Here is a 17,599-nt window from a genome sequence, read left to right as displayed (position 1 = left end):
GTACCTTGTATTCGGTACGGCGTACGCGCTAGCCTCCCCGGCATGATCCTGGTGACGGGGGCGACGCGGAACATCGGGCGTCTGGTCGTCGACGAGCTGCTTGCGGTCGGGGCGACGGACGTGCGGGCGCTGACGAACAAGCCGGAGAAGGCGGCTCTGCCGCCGCAGGTCGAGGTCGTGCGCGGCTACATCGGCCGGGTCGAGACGCTCCAGGGCGTGTTCGACGGCGTCGAGAAGATGTACCTCGCTCCGCTGGAGGAGACGGTCCGCGAGGTCACCGCGCTTGCCGCCAAGGCGGGCGTGCAGCACATCGTCGACGTGTCCGGCCCGAAGGACTCCTGGTGGGCGTCGGTGGCGACCGCCGTCGAGGAGTCGGGGGCCGCCTGGACGCACCTGTCGCCCGGCGAGTTCATGGACAACATGCTGATGTGGGCCGAGCAGATCCGGACCACCGGCGAGGTCCGCGACGGCTACCCGGGTGCCGCGAACGCCCCGATCGATCTCGCGGACATCGCCGCCGTCGCGGCGACGGCGTTGCTCGAGGACGGGCACGCCGGCAAGGAGTACCTGCTCACCGGGCCGGAGACGCTCACGCGGGCGGAGATGGTGCGGCACATCGGCGCTGCGATCGGCCGGGAGATCCCGTTCGTCGAGGTGGACCACGACGAGGCCGTCGCCGTGCTGGAGCCGTCGATGGGGGAGTTCGCGCAGTGGTACGTCGACGGGATGCGGGACCTCACCGAGCACCCGCAGCAGGCCAACCGCGTCGTCGAGGAGATCACCGGGAGGCCTGCCACCACCTTCGCGCAGTGGGCGCGGAAGAAGGCGGACGAGTTCCGGTGAGCCCGCTCGGTTGACCCGCTAGTCGCGGAGCCGGAACGGTTCCCGGCCCGGCACGAGCGTCACGTGTCCGATCCCGCCGTAGGCGTTCGCGTAGTCGAGGGCGTGGGCGAGGTCGGTGAGGCCGTTGGTGGCGCTGCCGTCGGTGAACAGGGTGGAGAGCACGCCGAAGGCGCGGCCGTCGCCGTCGACGTAGCCGCTGCCGGAGTCGCCCGGACGGCCGGGAGGCCTGGTCTCCACCCGGTGGGCGAGCCCGCCGCCGCTCGTGCCGAGGCTGCGCCCCTGCTTGATCGTCGTGGCGCCGGTGTGCGGCTGGTAGCTGAACACCGGCTCCCCGAACACCGTTCCGTCGGCGTCGAGCCCCGTCGGCCCGCCGAAGACGGGCACGGTGGGGTCGACGCGCGCGACGTCGGCCCGGTCCAGCTCGACGAGAGCGAAGTCGTTGTGGAGGCACCGCGCGGGGTCGGTCTCCCCGCGCTGCTGCATCGTGCCCCACGAGGTGTAGGCGAGGCGGCCGGATGCGCGGGAGCCGTCGTTGCCGACGATCGTCACGTCGGTGCCGACCGGGAGAGCCGGCTCCTCGCAGCCGGAGAGGCCCATCGACTCGCTCGCGCCCGCGCAGTGCGCCGCGAACCCGAGGTACGTCGCGTCGTCGCCCGCGAAGACGAACGCCGCCGTGCACGAGCTCGTGACGCGCTCGTCCACCGGGCTCATCATCAGCACCCCGGGTGTGATCGTGGCGCCGGAGGCGGGCGCGGCGTGCGCCGGCCCGGCGGCGAGCGCCATCGCCACCACGGCGACTCCGAGCACGGTGACACGGCGGACGACCACTGATCACTCCCCGTCGGACGGCGGACGCGGCGAGCGTAGATCGACTTCCGGGGTTGCGCCGTCCGTGTCGCGCGACGGGGTGACGGGGACCGCACTGCCGGCGCACGGGGCCGTCTGAGAGGCTGGACGGGCTCCCCCGGCCTGCTGTCGCGCGCTCACGGGCGAGCGCGACCGAGAGGACTGCATTTGTCGGACGTCCTGACCGTGTGCGACGCGGTCCTGCGCAGCTCCTGGCTGCTGCCGCTGCTCGTCGTGATGATCGCGGTCGACGCGCCGTTCCCGGTCCTCCCCAGCGAGACCATCCTGATGTCGGCGGCCACCACGGCGTTCGGCGGCGGCGACGTGGGCATGGTGTTCGGGCTCTTCATCGCCGCTCTGGCCGGTTCGGTGCTGGGCGACGCGGTGGTCTTCTGGCTCGGCCGTTGCTCGCACAAGCTGCTGGCGCGCACCGTCGACACCGAGTGCGAGATCGCGGCGTGGGTGCGCAGGCACATGCTGCGCCGTCCCGGAATCGCGCTGGTCGGGGCGCGGTTCGTGCCCGGCGGGCGGCTGGTGAGCACGGCGGCCGCCGGACGCTTCGGCCTGCCGGTGCGCCGCTTCCTGCCCTGGTCGATCGCGAGCTCGGCGGCGTGGAGCGCCTACATGCTGCTGATCGGGCTGGCACTCGGCCCGGTCACCGGGGGCGACCCGCTGCTCAGCCTGTTCGCCGGCGTGGCGATGGCACTGGCCACGGCCGTGGGGTTCGCGGCGGTGTCGAAGCTGCGGCGCAGCCGCGTCCCGGTCGCCTCCTGAAGCGAGAGCACTGCTCTTGACTTGTTGCTCATGCTCTGGAACGCTGCTCCTTGTCAAGAGCACTGCTCTTAAAACAGATCAGGAGATCGTCATGAGCGCCACCCGCCGCTACGTCGAGGCCGGCCGCGGTGCCGAGCTGTTCAACACCCTGGTCGCCTGGCTCACCGCGCGCGGGCTGAGCCTCTTCGGCTCCCGGGTGCTCGCGGTGCGCGGCCGGCGCAGCGGGGAATGGCGGACCGTGCCGGTCAACCTGCTCACTCACGAGGGCGCCCGGTACCTCGTGGCCCCGCGCGGCCACACGCAGTGGGTGCGCAACCTGCGGGCCGCGGGCGGGACGGGGGAACTGCGGCTCGGCAGGCGGACCGAGGTGTTCGTCGCCGACGAGCTGACCGACGCCGACAAGCCCGAGATCCTGCGTGCGTACCTGCGGCGCTGGAAGTTCGAGGTGGGCGTCTTCTTCGAGGGCGTGGACCACACCGCATCCGACGAGACCCTGCTCGCGATCGCCCCGGGCTACCCGGTGTTCCGCCTGCGCTGAGCCCGGGGAAGAAGATCAACCGGTGCCGGCGGAGGCTCCCCGTTCCGCCGGCCCCGGTCATCGGGCTCAACGCACGATCCCTGGGCGAGTTGCGGGTCGATCTCGGTCGTCCGTCGAGTGGGCGATCACGATCGGTGATCGGCTCGTGGCCAGATCGACGCCGAACGGTCACCGCCGAGCGACCGGCGGGAACCATCCGGCGCCCGATCGCGCGCGTCGCCACGCCGGCCCCGGCTCGCTCCGCGGCCGGTCAAGCCTCGAGGTGGCGGTGCAGCGCCGCCCGCGCGACCTCCAGTGCCTCGCGGCGACCGATCGCGGGCCCTGACACGAGCCGTGACGGCCTCGCGGCGGGCGGCGCGTCCGGGGCCTGGTCGGCGGCCGCGTCGAGCAGGACGGCCGGCTCCTCGTCCCCCAACTCACGCAGCAGCGCGGCGAGGTTGCGCAGCGTCACCCACAGCTGCGTCCAGTTCCCCGCCTGTGCGAAGTACTCGACGATCCCGCGGTAGCCGCGCAGCGCGTCCGCCGTGCGTCCGGCGGCCGCCCGCACGGTGACCAGCCCGACCGACGCGATGCCGACGACGAACGTCGCGCCCGATGCGCGGGCGCCTGCGATCGCGTCCAGGTAGTGCACCTCGGCGTGTTCCGCGCGGCCTGCGGCGTTCTCGATCTCCCCGGCGACGTAGTCGCCGAAGGCGTGCACGGTCGGGGGCAGCGGGCCTTGGGCGACGAGGGCGGCGTGCAGCTCGCGGGCCTGGGCGAGGTCACCGGCGTAGGCCGCCGCGAGCGCAGCGACCCCGAGGCCGCCGTCGGGCCGGGCGGCGTGCTCGGCCGCGGCGCGCTTGTGCTCGATGACCTCGGCGAACGCGCCCCGGCTCAGCGCGGCGTTCGCGAGCGCGTCGAGGCAGAACCAGCGGCCCTGCGCATCGGCCGCGCGGGCGAGACCGTCGCGGGCGAGCCGTTCGGCCCGTGCGTGGTCGCCGCGGATGTAGGCGCCCCGCGCCGCGGTCCCGAGCACGGCGGCGACGCAGGGGTGGGCGACGAGGGCCGGGTCGTCGACCAGCTCGTCGGCCCAACCGCGGACCTCGACGAGATCGCGCCACACCGACAGCTCGTGCAGCGCGACCACCATCGTGACCGCGTCGTCGAGCGCGGCCCGCCGCCGCGCGAGCCGCCACGCGGCACGCAGGTTCGGCAGCTCGCGGCGCAGCGCCGCGTCGGCATCCGGTTCGCGGTCGGTGGCGGCCGTCGCATCGGCCCACGTGATCAGCTCGACGGCCCAGCGCAGCAGGCGATCGTCCGCGGCGGCGGCCTCGCCGGCCGCGGCGAGCCGGTCGACGCCGAACGCGCGCAGCGTCTCGAGCATGCGGTAGCGCGGGCGGTCGGAGAAGCTCACCTCGACCATCGATGCGTCGACGAGGTGCGCCAGCGCGGCCGCGGGGTCGCCGGTGAGCCCGAGGTCGGCGGCGACGGCTTCGGCGGTGGGCAGGTCCACGCCGTCCACGAACACCGCGAGGTGCCGGAAGAGCCGCTGTTCCTCCGCGGGCAGCAGGTCGTAGGACCACTCGACCGTCGCGCGCAGTGTGCGGTGCCTCGCGTCGCCGGTGCGCGCGCCGAGCAGGTCGAGCGCGCGGTCGAGGCGGGCGGCGAGGTCGGGCAGCGCCAGACCGGCGAGTCGCCCGGCGGCCAGCTCGATGGCGAGCGGCATCCCGTCGAGCCTGCGCACGACGTCGGCGACCAACTTCAGTTCCTCGCCCCCGGGGGAGAAGCCGGGACGCGAGCGGGCGGCGCGGTCCAGGAAGAGTGCCACGCTCGGCACCTGTGCCGTGGAGGCGTGGTCGGGACCGGGGAGGGGGAGCGGGGCCAGCCGCGAGGGTGTCTCGCCGGGCACCCCGAGCGGCTCCCGGCTCGTGGCGAGCACGGTGAGGCCGGGGCAGCCGCCGAGCAGCCGTTCGACGGTGTCGCGCACCGTGTCGAGCAGGTGCTCGCAGTTGTCGACGACGAGGAGCGTGCGCGTCGTGCCCAGCACCGCGGCGCAGGCCCCGAGCACGTCGCCGGTGACCACCTGGAGGTCGAGCGCGGCGGCGAGGGCGTGCGGCACGGCGGACGGGTCGGTGACCGGTGCCAGCGGCAGGACGCGGGCGCCGCCCGCGCGGCGGGCCAGCTCCAGCGCCACCCGCGTCTTGCCCACCCCGCCAGGGCCGACGATCGTGACCAGCCGCTCGTCGCCCAGCAGCCGTTCCAGCGCGGCGAGCTGGGCGTCGCGACCGAAGAGGGGCCTCGCGCTCCGCGCCGGTGCGGCATTCCCGGGCACCGGCGCGACGAGCTCGCCTGCGGCCACTGCGCGTTCGAGCTCACCGAGGGCGGGCGACGGGTCGAGCCCCGTCTCGTCGGCGAGCCGGCTGCGGTACTCGCGGGCGACGGCGAGCGCCCGCGCCGCGTCCCCGGTGGCCGCCAGCGCCCGCACCACCAGCACGACGGCCGGCTCACGCAACGGGTCCTCGGCGAGCATGGCCGTCGCGAGGTCGACGACGTCGTCGAGCCGTCCCGAGCGGATCGAGCACCCGACGAGCAGCTCGATCACGTCGCGCCGCAGCTGGTCGTATGCGATGGCGGTGGCCGCCAGCGGGGGGAAGTCGGCGAACTCGGCGAGCACCGGGCCCCGCCAGAGTGCGCTCGCCGCTCGCAGGTGGTCCACGGCGGCGGCGGTGGTTTCCCGGGCCTGCCGCAGCAGCGACCGTGCCTGCGCGACGTCCAGTTCCGCCTCCTCCAGCGCCAGCCGGTAGCCCCCGCCCGTCGACACCAACCGCGACCCAGCCGGCCCGAGGTGCCCGCGCAACCGGGAGACGTGGCTCTGCAGAGCGGCCCGCCCGGACTCGGGCGGCTCCTCGGGCCAGAGGGCGTCGAGGAGGCCGTCGGCGTGCACGACGCGGCCCTCGGCGGCCGCCAGCAGCGCCAGCACGGCGCGCCGCTTCGGGCCCGGGACCTCCACCGGCCTGCCGTCCACGGCAAGGCGCAGCGGCCCGAGCAGCTCCACCCGAACCGTCGTCACGTCCAGACCTCCCGCGCCCAGCATGCCGGGCCGGCGCTGGGCGGTGGACCCGTGCCAGCGCCCTGCAAGGACCGTGCCAGCCCTCCCGTCCACCCTGCTCGCTCGAGGGCCGGCACGCGGCCCGCGATTCGAGGAGGCGGCATGACGACGAGCGAACTGGTCGGTTCGGACGAGCGGGCGGTGGTCGAGGCGCTGCGGACGTCCGTGCGCGGCGCGGTGGTCGATCGCAGCGACCCCGGCTACGACGAGGCGCGCCGGGTGTGGAACGGGCTGATCGACCGCAGGCCTGGGGTGATCGCCCGGTGCGGCGGCACCGCGGATGTGGTCGAGGCCGTCCGGGTCGCGCGCAGCCACCGGCCGGTCGTGAGCGTCCGGGGTGGCGGGCACCAGGTGGCCGGCAGCGCGGTGTGCGACGACGGCATGGTGATCGACCTGTCGGGGATGCGAGCCGTCCACGTCGACCCGGCGGCCCGCACCGTCCGCGCGCAGGCCGGGGCCACCTGGGCCGACGTCGACCGGGCCACCCAGCTGTTCGGTCTCGTGACGCCGGGCGGCGAGGTCTCGCAGACCGGGATCGCCGGGTTCACGCTCGGCGGCGGGATGGGTGTGCTGCAGCGCAGGTACGGATTGGCGTGTGACAACCTGCGCTCGATCGAGATCGTCACGGCCGACGGCGTCGTGCGCACCGCGAGCCGTGAGGAGCACCCCGACCTGTTCTGGGCGGCGCGCGGCGGCGGGCGCGGCCTCGGCGTGGTGACGTCGTTCGAGTTCGCCCTGCACCCGCTCGGACCGGTGGTGCGCGAGGCGCTGGTGTTCTACCCCTACGACCAGGCCCGGACGGTGGCCCGCGGCTGGCGCGACCTCACCGCGCAGCTGCCGGACACGGTCTCGCCCGAGTTCGTGCTCTGGAGCGTCCCGCCGGACCCGGCGATCCCGGCCGAGCTGCACGGCGCACCGGTCGTCATCGTCGCGGGCGTCTACGCGGGCGACCCCGCCGACGCCGACCCGGTGCTGGCACCGCTCGCCGAGCTGGGCACGCCGCTCATGCAGGGCGGCGGCGAGCTGCGGTACGCCGAGATGCAGCAGGCCCTCGACCCCGCGTTCCCGGCGGGCGGGCGCTACTTCTTCAAGTCGCACTTCGTCGGCGACCTCACCGACGACGCGATCGACACGATGATCGCCTGCGACGCCCGGCGGGCCACCCCGCAGTCGCTGATGGTGATCCGCACCCTCGGTGGCGCCATCGACCGCGTCGGCGCAGGCGAGAGCGCCTACCCGCACCGCGGTGCCCGCTACAACCTGAGCATCGACGCCGGCTGGACCGACCCTGCCCTGGACGACACCGCGATCGGCTGGGCCCGCTCGTCGTGGGGCGCGCTGCGCGAGTTCGCCACCGGCGGCGTGTACGTCAACTTCGCGGGCCTCGACGAGGACAGCGCCCGCGACGCGGTGTTCGGCGAGAGCGCAGCCCGCCTGGACGAGATCCAGGCCGCCTACGACCCGGACGGCCTCTTCGCCGCGGCGGCCCGCCGCCCCTGAGACGCCCCACCCGGCGTCACGGACGTGCTGACGCCCCGGAGTTGCTGCGGAGCCTCCTCAGGCGGAGGGCCAGCTGGAGCTCCAGGGCTCGGTCGGGGGCGTGCCAGTCCTCGCCCAGCAGTGCCGCCACCCGTTCCAGGCGCTGGGCCACCGTGTTCACGTGGACGTGGAGCGCGCCGGCGGCACGGGTCGGGCTCGCCCCGGCGGCGAAGTAGGCGTCCAGGGTGGCCAGCAGGTCCGTGCCCCGGCGTGCGTCGTGGGCGGCGACCGGGCCGAGCACGCGCTCGAGGTACCCGTCGACGTCCGCGGCGTCGCCGGTGACGAGCCCGGCGAAGCCGAGGTCGCGGGCGGAACCGGCGGGCAGGCCGAGCGCGGAGAGGGCGTCGGCCGTGCGCCGGGCGTCGGCGTGCGCGTCGCGCAGCCCCGCGGCGGGAAGGACCGGGCCCGCCGCGCCCACCGTCACGACGTCCCGCCCCATGCGGCGGGCCAGGTCCGTGGCGATCGCGGACGGGTCGCGTCCGGGCACGACCGCGACCACCGACCCGTCGTGCGTACCCGCGAGACCACGGCCGAGACCGAGCGCATGGCTCGCGCCGCGCGCACCCCGGCACACCGCCACGACGTGCGGCATGCGCAGCCGCAGACCGAGCAGCCTCCCGCGCTCGACGAGCGTGGGGTCCACCTCGCCCGCCGGGCGGGCCAGCAGGTCGGCGAGCAGGTCGGTGCGCACCCGCTGGTCGGCCTCGGCCTCCCGCAGCCGGAACAGCAGCACCAGCGCCGTCACCATCGCCGCGCGTTCGACGGTGCGGACCTGCCCGTCGTGGAGCGCGGCGCGGCCGCCGAGCACGAGGGTGCCCAGACGCTGGCCGACCGCCCGCACGGCCACCGCCGAGGCGCCGTCGGCGCTCACCAGCCGACCCGCGTCCGCGGCCCGGCGCACGGCGGGAAGGTCGGCAGCGTCGTCGGGCACCGCACCGTGGGCGGCCAGCAGCTGGTCGTCGACGTCCAGCACCGCCACCCAGCGGCCGAGCAGCTCGCCGAGGGCGGCGGCGATGTCGTCGACCCCGCCGCCGGAGAGCACGACACCGGCGAACCGGTCGTGCGCCGCGGCCGCCTGCTCGATGCCGGCGTGCGCGCTGGAGAGGGCGGCGAGCGCATCGGCCGTCTCCGCCGCGCGGCGCACCTGCACGAGCGAGACGGCGGCGAGTGCGGCCAGCGAACCGAGCAGCGCCACCTCGGTGCTGGCGAACGGCCTGCGTACCCGGTGTGCGGCGAACAGCACCCCGACGAACTCGTGATCCACCAGCAGCGGCGTGCCGCAGATCGCGATGAGGCCTTCCTCGTCGACGGCCGCGTCGATGTCGGTGGTGTGGTCGTAGCGGGTGTCGGCCGGGTAGTCGGCCGTCCAGTACGGCCGCCGCGTCTGCGCCACCAGGCCGCCCAGCCCTGCACCCAGCGGCAGCCGGAGCGTCTGGAACCGGGCGGAGATCGACCCGTCCGTCGCGCGCATGAACGTGTCGCCGCGTTCCGGGTCGGCGAGGGTCAGGTACGCGCAGTCCGCCCCGAGCAGGCTGCGGGCCCGGCGCACGATCGTGTCGAGCACGCCGCCCGGGTCGGGGAGGGACGCGAGGTCACGGGCGATGTCGACGAGCGCCGACAGCTCCGCCTCGCGGCGCCGGTGCGCGTCGATCCCCGCCCGGACCCGCAGGGCGAGCTCCCGCGCGACCGCCCCGGACTCCGGGTCGGCCGCCGCGAGCACCCGCGCCTGCTCCTCGATCCGCTCGGCGGGAGCGTCTTGAGCGAGCAGGCGCAGCAGCTCCAGCGCCGTGCGCGACACGGCGGTGATGATGCCACCGCCCACGTCCGCGAGCTCCTCCTCAGCGGGTCGGGGCGATCGCGTGGTCCTGGGCGAGGTCGCGCTGGCGCGTCTCGCCGTAGGAGGCCACGGCGACCAGCGTCAGCAGCGCGCTCAGCGCGACGTAGACCGCGACCGCGTACCCGCTGTCGAACGAGGTGTAGAGGGCCACCGCGACGATCGGGGCCAGACCACCCGCGAAGACGGACGCGAGCTGGTACCCGACGGAGGTGCCGGAGTAGCGCACCTTCGTGCCGAACAGCTCGGACAGGAACGCCGCCTGCGGGCCGTACATCGCGCCGTGGAACACCAGGCCGCCGATCACGGCGAGCGTGGTGAGGGCGAAGTTGGCGGTGTCGATCAGCGCGATGAACACGAACGCCCACACGCCCACGCCGGCCGCGCCCAGCAGGTAGATCGGCTTGCGGCCGTAGCGGTCCGACAGCGCACCCCACACGGGGATCGTCACCAGGTGCACGAAGGCGCCGATCATCACCGCGCCGAGGACGAACGAGCTGGACACGTCCAGCCGCTGCGTCATGTAGGAGGTGATGACGATCGTGAAGATGTAGTACGAGACGTTCTCGGCGAACCGGGCGCCCATCGCGGTGAAGACCTCGCGGGGGTAGCGGCGGAACACGTCGACGATCGGGACGACCTGCTTCTCCCCGGCGGCGGCCGCCTGCGCGGCCTTGGCCTGGGCCTCCTTGAAGATCGGAGACTCCTCGACCGACAGCCGGATGTACAGCCCGATCAGCACGAGCACCGCGGAGAGCAGGAACGGGATCCGCCAGCCCCACGCGAGGAACGCCGCCTCGTCCTGGACGGCGGCCAGCAGGAACAGCAGCCCGTTGGCGAGCAGCTGCCCGAACGGCACCCCCGCCTGGGGCCAGCTCGCCCAGTAGCCGCGCCGGGCCGGGTCGCCGTGCTCGGAGACGATCAGGACCGCACCGCCCCACTCGCCGCCGATGGCGAACCCCTGCACGAGCCGCAGGACGATGAGCAGGATCGGGGCGGCCACGCCGATCGTCGCCGCGCCCGGCAGCACGCCGATGAGGAACGTCGCGATCCCCATCATCAACAGGCTGATGACGAGCAGGGTCTTGCGGCCCAGCTTGTCGCCGTAGTGGCCGAAGACCAGCCCGCCGAGCGGCCGGGCGACGAACCCGATCGCGAACGTGGCGAACGAGGCGACGGTGCCGGCGGCCGGGCCGAGCGCCGGGAAGAACACCTCGTTGAACACCAGCGCCGCGGCGACGCCGTAGAGGAAGAAGTCGTACCACTCCACGGTCGTGCCGGCCATGCTGGCCGCGACGACCTTGATGATGTTGGTGCGGGATGTCCCGCCGGACTTGTCGGTGACCACGATGTCTCCGTTCCTCCAGTGTTCGGTCAGTGGGCGGTCCAGCCGCCGTCCATCGAGAACGACGCCCCCGTGATCGACGCCGAGGCCGGTCCGTAGAGCACGGCGGCCAGCTCGGCCACCTCGTCCGGCTCGACGAGGCGCTTCACGGCGGCCGGCGCGAGCATGATCTGTTCCACGACCTCGCCGGGGTCGATGCCGTGGGTGCGGGCCTGGTCGGAGATCTGCCGCTCGACCAGCGGTGTGCGCACGTACGCGGGGTCCAGGCAGTTGCTCGTGACGCCGTGCTCGGCGCCTTCGAGCGCGATGACCTTGGACAGGCCTTCGAGCCCGTGCTTCGCGCTGACGTAGGCGGACTTGAACGGGCTCGCCCGCAGCCCGTGCACGCTCGAGATGTTGATGACCCGGCCCCAGCCGCGGCCGTACATGTGCGGCAGCGCCCGGCGGGCCAGCCGGAACGGCGCCTCCAGCATCACGCGCAGGAGCAGCGAGAAGCGGTCGGGGTCGAACTCGGGGATCGGGGCGACGTGCTGCAGGCCTGCGTTGTTGACCAGGACGTCGACCGCTGCCGGCAGCGCGTCGACGGCCGCGAGGTCGGACAGGTCGCAGGGCACCGCTTCTACTCCCGCCTCCCCGGCGAGCGTGGCCAGGCCGGCCTCGTCGCGGTCGACGGCCACCACCTGGGCCCCGTCGGCGGCGAGCCGCCGCGCGAGCGCGGCCCCGATGCCCGAGGCCGCCCCCGTGACCAGCGCGCGGCGCCCGGCCAGCGGTGGTGACGTGACGGAGGTCATGTCGCCAGACGGTACGGTGGCCGAGCCCGTTCCGCCCTCTGTCGAGGGCCCACACATCCGGGCTATGTGTGTGGGCGGCACACATCGAAGGCGGGATTCACACGCTGCGGAAGCCGGGGTGGATCCCGGGGCGCAGCCCCTGGTCCGCGGCGATCCGGGAGAGCAGATCGCGCAGCGTCTCGCGTTCGCGCGCGTCGAGGCTGCGGCAGAGCGCGTCGTTGTGCTCGCGGCCGATCTTCGAGATCCGGGCCAGCATCGCCGTCCCCTCGTCGGTGACGTGCAGCGCGTGCAGCCGCCGGTCGGCCCGGTTGCGCCTGCGCTCGACGAGCCCGCGGTCGGCGAGCGCGTCGACCAGGCCGACGAGCCGGCTGGGCGGCATGCCCAGTACCTGGGCCACGGCCTGCTGGCTCTGTCCGGGCGACGCTGCGACGAGCCCGAGCAGGCCGACCTGCGGGGGCGTGAGATCGAGGTCGGCGACGCGCTCGGCGAAGCGCGCGGCCGCGTGCGCACCGACCGCGGCGAGGAGGAAGGCCGACCCCGGGGGGTTCTCCAGTGCCACGGGGTGGACCGTACAGCGTCTGAACGGTACTCTCCAAATAATCGTTCAAACATGTAACGGTTCTGGAGGTGGGGGGAATGTCCGAACACAAGTTCCGCTTCGGGGTGGTGGTGACCCCGCAGGGTGGTGGCGAGCAGTGGGCCGCCACGGCGAAGCGGGTGGAGGAGCTCGGCTACTCCACCCTCCTGATGCCCGACGGCCTGCAGCTGCTGTCCCCGTTCTCGTCGCTCGCCGTGGCCGCATGCGCGACCACGACGCTGCGCGTCGGCACGTTCGTGCTGGCCAGCCCACTGCGGCCGCCGCGCGCCGCCGCGTGGGAGGGACACTCGCTCTCGCTGCTCACCGAGGGCCGCTTCGACTTCGGCATCGGCACCGGGCGGCCGGAGGCGCAGCGGTTCGCCGAGGCGCTCGGCCGGCCGTGGGGGTCGGCGGGGGAGCGGCTGCGGGAGGTGTCCGAGTCGATCGAGCACCTGCGCGAGCTCGACGGCGACCGGCACACTCCCGTGCTGGTGGCCGCCGGAGGCCCGAAGGCGCTCGCGCTCGCCGCCCGCACCGCCGACATCGTCACGCTGGCCGCACCCCCGCTCTCGGGTCGCGACCACCACGCGGGGATGGTGGCCCAGCTGCGCGACGCCGCGGGCGAGCGTGACATCCAGATCGCCATGAACCTGTTCGTCGTTGGCGACGAGATCCCGCCGTGGACCCAGCACTTCATCGGTGCCGACCACGCCACCCTCGTCGCCCACGACTCGCAGACCCTCCTGCGCGGCACCCCGGCCGAGATGGCCGACGAGCTGCAGCGGCGCCGCGACGCGTACGGCGTGTCCTACGTCAGCGTCAACGGCTCGTTCCTCGAGCAGTTCGCGCCGGTCGTGGAGCGGCTCGCCGGGAGTTAGTACTCCAGCTGCAGCCCGTTGTGTCCGAGCCTTGAATCGGCGGCCTCGGGATCACCGTCCCCGCCACCGGCCATTCCCAGGAGCCCGGGGCGTGATCGGCCGGAGCGTGGCACGAGTCGCACACGCGGGCTGTTGGCCAATCGTGCGGGACCGTGCGGTGCCCGTATCGCCGTCATGATCGCCGCGAGCAGTACCTCATTGCTGCCGCGTCCGCGCTGACGTGCTGTCCGCGGCGATCAACCGGGTCTGAGCGGCGTGAGCAGCACGCCGCTGCTGCCGCGGCGACCGGGGTGTGCTGCTCAGGTGGATCAACAGCCCGCGGGGCGCGGCACACCACACGGCCCACATTCCTCGCTGTCTCCGCAACCATGAGCAACCGCAACCGCGGATCATGACCGGCAAGCTCCCGCGTAGCGGTTGCCCATGGCTGTCGCAACAGCAATGGGCAACCGATACCGCGGATCATGCGCGGGCCGCGCCGGACGTGCCGAACACCATGATCACGGAATCCGGCAGCTCAGTTGTACTGCCCGCCGGAGGTTCTCCAAGGGCGCGGCGGCCCGGCACGAGGGCTGCCCGCGCAGGGGTGGGCCGCGGCGAGCACGGGCGGAGACGACGATCTACACCCGGACCGCCAGCCGGTGCAGACCGGCCGGCAGCGGCTCGGTGTGCAGCACGCCGAGCCGCTGGGTGGCCCGGGTGAGCGCGACGTAGAGGTCCGCCGGGTGCATCCGCTGCGGCTCCACGAGGAGGACGGCGTCGAACTCGAGGCCCTTTGCCTCCCGCGGCGTGAGCACGGTGGCGCCCGGCACCTCGGGGAACGGCTCCGGGGCGATCACCGCGACCGAGCCGGGGCCGCCCACCTCGTCCCGCACCGCCTCCACCAGTTCGTCCGGCCGCACGCGCTGCGCCCACGGGCGTACGCCGGTGCTGCGCGCGGCCTCGGGCGTGGTGCAGCCCGGGTTGTGCGCCGCCAGGACGTCGGTCGCCACCGCCATGATCTCCGCGGGGGTGCGGTAGCCGACCGTCAGCACGCGGTGGGTCCAGCGTCCCGGCGCGTAGCGCTCGAGCGCGGCGGCCCATGAGCGCGCCCCGGCCACCGAGCGGCGCTGGGCGAGGTCCCCGACCACGGTGAACGAGCGGGTGGGGCAGCGGCGCAGCAGCACGCGCCAGTCCATGTCGGACAGCTCCTGCGCCTCGTCGACCACCACGTGCCCGTACACCCACTCCCGGTCGGCCGCCGCCCGCTCGGCGATCGTGCGGTGGTCGAGCTCCTCATGGCGTTCGGCGAGCAGGTCCGCGTCCACCAGGTCGACGGCGCGGATCTCGTCGTCGTCCGCCGGTTCGACGTCGAGCAACCGCAGGACGTCCGCGGCGTAGCCGAGGCCCTCGGCCGCGCGGCGCGCCGCCCGTTTCGCACCGGCCCTGACGGTGGCCGGGGGACCCAGCAGCTCGGCGGCCTCGTCGAGCAGCGGCACGTCCGACACCGTCCAGGCCGCGCCGTCCTCGCGGGCGAGCGCCGCGCGGTCGGCAGGCGCGAGCGCGGCCGCCGCGCTGTCGAGCCGTTCCGGCGAGCTGAACAGGTCCGCGAGCAGCGTCTGCGGGGTGAGCTCGGGCCACAGCGCGTCGAGGGCCGCGTGCAGCTGCCGGTTCTCGCGCAGCTCGGCTCGTGCATCGGTCCGCAGGTCGGCGGCGAGCTCGGGTGCCTCGCGCGGAGCGAGCCAGCCCGCGCCGATCCGGTCGACGGCCTGCTCGGCGAGCGCGTCGAGCACCGCCGTCGCGAAGACCGGCCGCGCCTCGTTGTGGCGCAGCCCGCGGGCGCGGGCACGCTCGCGCGCGGCGGTCGCGATCTCGGCGGTGATCTCGACCGTGACGTCGTCCAGCTCGATCGGGATCGGCTCTCCGGGCACCTCCTCGCGGCGGGCCACGGCCGCTGCGATCACCTCGACCATCGCGAGCGACCCCTTCACGCGCGCGGCGTCCGGGGCGTCCTCCACGTCGGTGGTGAGTCCGGGCAGCAGGTCGCCGGGCGTCGCGAACACGACGTCGGTCTCCCCGAGCGAGGGCAGCACGGCGGAGATGTACTGCAGGAACCGCGGGTGCGGGCCGAGCACCAGCACGCCGCGGCGGGCCAGCTGCGGGTGCGTGTAGAGCAGGTAGGCCACGCGGTGCAGCGCCACCGCCGTCTTCCCGGTTCCCGGGCCGCCCTCGATCACGGTGATCCCGGTGTGCTCCAGCCGGATGATCTCGTCCTGCTCGGCCTGGATCGTGGCGACGATGTCGCGCATCGCCCCGGTGCGCGGCGCGTCGAGCGCGGCCAGCAGAGCGGCGTCCGAGCCCGCCGAACCGTCGTCGCCGCCGTGGACGAACACGTCGTCGTGCGCGTCGAGCACGGCGCGGCCGCGGGTGCGGAAGTGGCGCCTGCGCACGAGGCCCTCGGGGTGTGCTGCCGTGGCCGTGTAGAACGGGCGGGCCGCGGGCGCGCGCCAGTCGATGAGCAACGGCTCCAGGTCGTCGTCGAGCAGCCCGAGGCGGCCCACGAACGTCCGGGTGCCGTCGACGGCGTCGGTGCGGCCGAAGCACAGGCCGTCACCGCCTGCGCGCAGCCGGCCGAGCCGTGCGGTCTGCACGCGTACCGCCGTCTCCCGCAGGGCGCGCTCGCCCGGCGAGCTGCCCGAGGCCCGCTGGGCCGTCAGCAGTTCGCGCTCCGCAGCGGCTCGTTCGGCGTCGAAACGGTCGTACAGAAGTGCGATGTGGCGGCGGTCCTCATCCACGCTCGACAATTCCGGAGCTCCTCTGGTAGAATAGCTACAGAAATGCGATCCCATTGATCAGTGGTAATCGCAATCTTCTTTTCTACCAGAGAATTCCGGGTCGGGGGTGGGGATTTCCCCCGTCCCGGGTCGGGGGTGTGCCGGGCGGTTTCCGGCTCCGCAGCGGCGAACACTCGCAGCATGGCCACCGTCGCCGCACGCACCGCACCCGCCGCCGTTCAGATGTCCGTCGTGCTCTGGCTCGCCGCCATCGGAGCCGGAGCCGTGGAAGCGCTCGTCCACCTGCTGCTCCCCGAGCCACCCACCCTCACCCAGCTCGCCGGGCGCTTCGGGATCTACGCCGTGCTCACCGTGCTGGTGCTCGCACTGCGCACCGGGCGCGACGCCGTCCGGTGGACGGTGGCGGTGCTGCTCGGCGGGTTCGGCACCCTGTCCCTCGTGATCGAGCCGATCTCCTGGCTGATGGCGGGCGGCTCACCCGGCCTGTTCCTCGTGACGGCCGAGGCGCCCGCGCTCGTCGCGGCGACCCTGCGCATCGCGCACCTCGTCGCCGTGTTCTCCGCGCTCGTGCTGATGTTCCGCCCGGCCGCGAACACCTGGTTCCGGGCTCGCTGAGGCCGTCATGCGCAGGAGTTGCAGCGCCGCGTCGCTCGGGCTGCCGGGCTCCGCGCCGTAGGTCACGAGGCGGTGGCCCGTGCCGTCGGCGAGGTCGAGGGTCTCCAGCTCGAGCGTGAGCGCGCCGACCTCGGGGTGCACCAGGTGCCTCGTGCCGAAGGCGTGGCTCGCCACGGGGGCGCGCACCTGGCCCGCTCGATCGAGGCCGCGGCGGTCGGCGGTCGCATCTCGCTGATCGGCGTCCTCGACGGGTTCGAGCTGGCGGGCCAGATCGCTCAGTTCGCGCGCAAGAAGCTCACGCTCGACGGCATCCAGGTGGGTCCGCGGAGCGCGCTCGAGCAGCTCGTCCGGGCCGTCGAGACGACGGGCATCAGCCCGGTCGTCGACGCGGAGTACGCGCTGGAGGACCTCCCGTCGGCACTCGCGCACCTCGACCGAGGGGTGTTCGGCAAGGTCGTCGTCAGGGTGGGCTGAACGCTGAACCGCCAGCGCGGCAGCACGCTCCGCAGCGGTGGACGTCAGCTGCTCGCGCAGAGATCCTGGCCCGCTCGGGCGAGCCCGCACCGCAGCGTCCGCAGGGCCCGCTGCCGGGTGGGCCCGATGCTCCCGATCGGCAGCCCCATCTGCCGGGACACCTCGGCGTAGTTGGGTTCCGGGGTCGAGAACAGCGCGCTGACCAGCGCGCGCGGCTTCACCGGCAGCTCGGTCACCGCGTGGGCGACCGCGCGCCGGGCCTCTTCCGCCAGCACCATCGCCAACGGCCCGGGCTCCTCCACGACGAGCTGGTCCTCCGCGACCCCCGTCGGCGCCTCCCTGCGGGACCGGGCCAGTAGCGCGAGGCACTCGCGCCGCGCGACCGTGGTCAGCCACCCGCCGAGGCTGTCGGGGTCGCGCACGGTGTGGAGCCGCTCGAGGGCCCGCAGCCACGTGTTCTGCACCGCGTCGGCGAAGTCGGCCTCCTGGAGCCGGTAGGAGCCGACGACGGCCCGTACGAGGCCCTCGTACCGCGAAGCCAGTTCGGACCACGCTCCGGGGCGCCGGTCGCACGCATCTCTGACGAGCTGGCCGGTGCTCGGTGCCGCGGTGGTGACCGGATCGGGGCTGACCATTGTTGCCTCCCCAGAACGAGCAGGAGGCATACAGTCACGCGTCGCGCT

The 17,599-nt window shown here is 74.1% G+C and carries 15 protein-coding genes; 6 read left to right on the top strand and 9 right to left on the bottom strand.

Features of this window, described 5'->3' with window-relative positions; genetic code table 11:
- Positions 1-42 precede the first annotated feature (42 nt).
- On the top strand, positions 43-843 hold the full coding sequence (locus tag FHX44_RS08755; RefSeq protein ID WP_147255025.1) for an NAD(P)H-binding protein: 801 nt from the start codon (positions 43-45) through the stop codon (positions 841-843).
- An 18-nt stretch (positions 844-861) separates the two neighbouring features.
- On the opposite strand, the gene FHX44_RS08750 is transcribed toward FHX44_RS08755, so the two are convergent.
- Positions 862-1,671, bottom strand: coding sequence for a serine protease (locus FHX44_RS08750; RefSeq protein WP_246170272.1), 810 nt, complete (start codon positions 1,669-1,671; stop codon positions 862-864).
- Positions 1,672-1,857: 186 nt separating this feature from the next.
- Here FHX44_RS08750 and FHX44_RS08745 point away from each other — a divergent pair, with 186 nt between their 5' ends.
- Together FHX44_RS08745 and FHX44_RS08740 are read left to right on the top strand one after the other, a co-directional pair.
- The gene (locus tag FHX44_RS08745; protein ID WP_147255024.1) at positions 1,858-2,463 is read left to right on the top strand and encodes a DedA family protein; all 606 of its coding nucleotides are present in this window, start codon (positions 1,858-1,860) and stop codon (positions 2,461-2,463) included.
- Positions 2,464-2,554: 91 nt separating this feature from the next.
- Positions 2,555-3,001: a nitroreductase family deazaflavin-dependent oxidoreductase gene (locus tag FHX44_RS08740; RefSeq protein WP_147255023.1), complete on the top strand. Its 447-nt coding sequence runs from the start codon at positions 2,555-2,557 to the stop codon at positions 2,999-3,001.
- Positions 3,002-3,251: 250 nt separating this feature from the next.
- Here FHX44_RS08740 and FHX44_RS08735 read toward each other — a convergent pair whose 3' ends face one another.
- Positions 3,252-6,050 (bottom strand): AfsR/SARP family transcriptional regulator, encoded by a 2,799-nt coding sequence (locus tag FHX44_RS08735; protein ID WP_212612387.1) that lies wholly within the window; start codon positions 6,048-6,050, stop codon positions 3,252-3,254.
- 141 nt (positions 6,051-6,191) lie between these two features.
- Between FHX44_RS08735 and FHX44_RS08730 the strand changes: the two genes are divergently transcribed.
- Positions 6,192-7,589, top strand: coding sequence for an FAD-binding oxidoreductase (locus tag FHX44_RS08730; protein ID WP_147255022.1), 1,398 nt, complete (start codon positions 6,192-6,194; stop codon positions 7,587-7,589).
- A gap of 16 nt (positions 7,590-7,605) precedes the next feature.
- Here FHX44_RS08730 and FHX44_RS08725 read toward each other — a convergent pair whose 3' ends face one another.
- From FHX44_RS08725 to FHX44_RS08710, 4 genes are all read right to left on the bottom strand, one after another.
- A complete protein-coding gene (locus FHX44_RS08725; protein WP_246170271.1) occupies positions 7,606-9,450 on the bottom strand; it encodes a helix-turn-helix domain-containing protein in 1,845 nt (614 codons plus the stop codon).
- 16 nt (positions 9,451-9,466) lie between these two features.
- Positions 9,467-10,747, bottom strand: a complete 1,281-nt coding sequence (locus tag FHX44_RS08720; protein ID WP_147261011.1) for an MFS transporter — start codon at positions 10,745-10,747, stop codon at positions 9,467-9,469.
- Between the two features lie 89 nt (positions 10,748-10,836).
- Positions 10,837-11,598 carry a 3-hydroxybutyrate dehydrogenase gene (locus tag FHX44_RS08715; RefSeq protein WP_212612386.1) on the bottom strand — a complete coding sequence of 254 codons (762 nt, stop codon included), beginning with the start codon at positions 11,596-11,598 and terminating at the stop codon, positions 10,837-10,839.
- Between the two features lie 97 nt (positions 11,599-11,695).
- The gene (locus tag FHX44_RS08710) at positions 11,696-12,157 is read right to left on the bottom strand and encodes a MarR family winged helix-turn-helix transcriptional regulator (protein WP_246170270.1); all 462 of its coding nucleotides are present in this window, start codon (positions 12,155-12,157) and stop codon (positions 11,696-11,698) included.
- Positions 12,158-12,234: 77 nt separating this feature from the next.
- On the opposite strand from FHX44_RS08710, the gene FHX44_RS08705 reads away from it, so the two are divergent.
- Positions 12,235-13,053, top strand: coding sequence for an LLM class flavin-dependent oxidoreductase (locus tag FHX44_RS08705; protein WP_147255020.1), 819 nt, complete (start codon positions 12,235-12,237; stop codon positions 13,051-13,053).
- Between the two features lie 620 nt (positions 13,054-13,673).
- Here FHX44_RS08705 and FHX44_RS08700 read toward each other — a convergent pair.
- On the bottom strand, positions 13,674-15,827 hold the full coding sequence (locus tag FHX44_RS08700; RefSeq protein WP_170309283.1) for an ATP-binding domain-containing protein: 2,154 nt from the start codon (positions 15,825-15,827) through the stop codon (positions 13,674-13,676).
- A gap of 474 nt (positions 15,828-16,301) precedes the next feature.
- Positions 16,302-16,583 (bottom strand): MmyB family transcriptional regulator, encoded by a 282-nt coding sequence (locus tag FHX44_RS44180; RefSeq protein ID WP_425469120.1) that lies wholly within the window; start codon positions 16,581-16,583, stop codon positions 16,302-16,304.
- On the opposite strand from FHX44_RS44180, the gene FHX44_RS42700 reads away from it, so the two are divergent.
- Positions 16,515-16,916: a zinc-binding dehydrogenase gene (locus FHX44_RS42700; RefSeq protein ID WP_147255017.1), complete on the top strand. Its 402-nt coding sequence runs from the start codon at positions 16,515-16,517 to the stop codon at positions 16,914-16,916. The two genes, FHX44_RS44180 and FHX44_RS42700, sit on opposite strands and share 69 nt — an antisense overlap.
- A 44-nt stretch (positions 16,917-16,960) precedes the next feature.
- Here FHX44_RS42700 and FHX44_RS08685 read toward each other — a convergent pair whose 3' ends face one another.
- The gene (locus tag FHX44_RS08685; RefSeq protein WP_170308840.1) at positions 16,961-17,551 is read right to left on the bottom strand and encodes an RNA polymerase sigma factor; all 591 of its coding nucleotides are present in this window, start codon (positions 17,549-17,551) and stop codon (positions 16,961-16,963) included.
- Between the last annotated feature and the right edge of the window lie 48 nt (positions 17,552-17,599).

It is taken from the genome of Pseudonocardia hierapolitana (assembly GCF_007994075.1).
In the GTDB taxonomy this organism is placed as follows: Bacteria; Actinomycetota; Actinomycetes; order Mycobacteriales; family Pseudonocardiaceae; genus Pseudonocardia; species Pseudonocardia hierapolitana.
Note: the sequence above shows the minus strand (reverse complement) of the source record. Positions and strands in the feature narration are given on the sequence as shown.

Excerpts from the sequence above, each read along its gene's own strand:
- FHX44_RS08755 (WP_147255025.1), top strand. The coding sequence starts at position 43 with ATGATCCTGGTGACGGGGGCGACGCGGAACATCGGGCGTCTGGTCGTC.
- FHX44_RS08740 (WP_147255023.1), top strand. The coding sequence starts at position 2,555 with ATGAGCGCCACCCGCCGCTACGTCGAGGCCGGCCGCGGTGCCGAGCTG.
- FHX44_RS08730 (WP_147255022.1), top strand. The coding sequence starts at position 6,192 with ATGACGACGAGCGAACTGGTCGGTTCGGACGAGCGGGCGGTGGTCGAG.
- FHX44_RS08720 (WP_147261011.1), bottom strand. The coding sequence starts at position 10,747 with ATGGCCGGCACGACCGTGGAGTGGTACGACTTCTTCCTCTACGGCGTC.
- FHX44_RS08715 (WP_212612386.1), bottom strand. The coding sequence starts at position 11,598 with ATGACCTCCGTCACGTCACCACCGCTGGCCGGGCGCCGCGCGCTGGTC.
- FHX44_RS08705 (WP_147255020.1), top strand. The coding sequence starts at position 12,235 with ATGTCCGAACACAAGTTCCGCTTCGGGGTGGTGGTGACCCCGCAGGGT.
- FHX44_RS08685 (WP_170308840.1), bottom strand. The coding sequence starts at position 17,551 with ATGGTCAGCCCCGATCCGGTCACCACCGCGGCACCGAGCACCGGCCAG.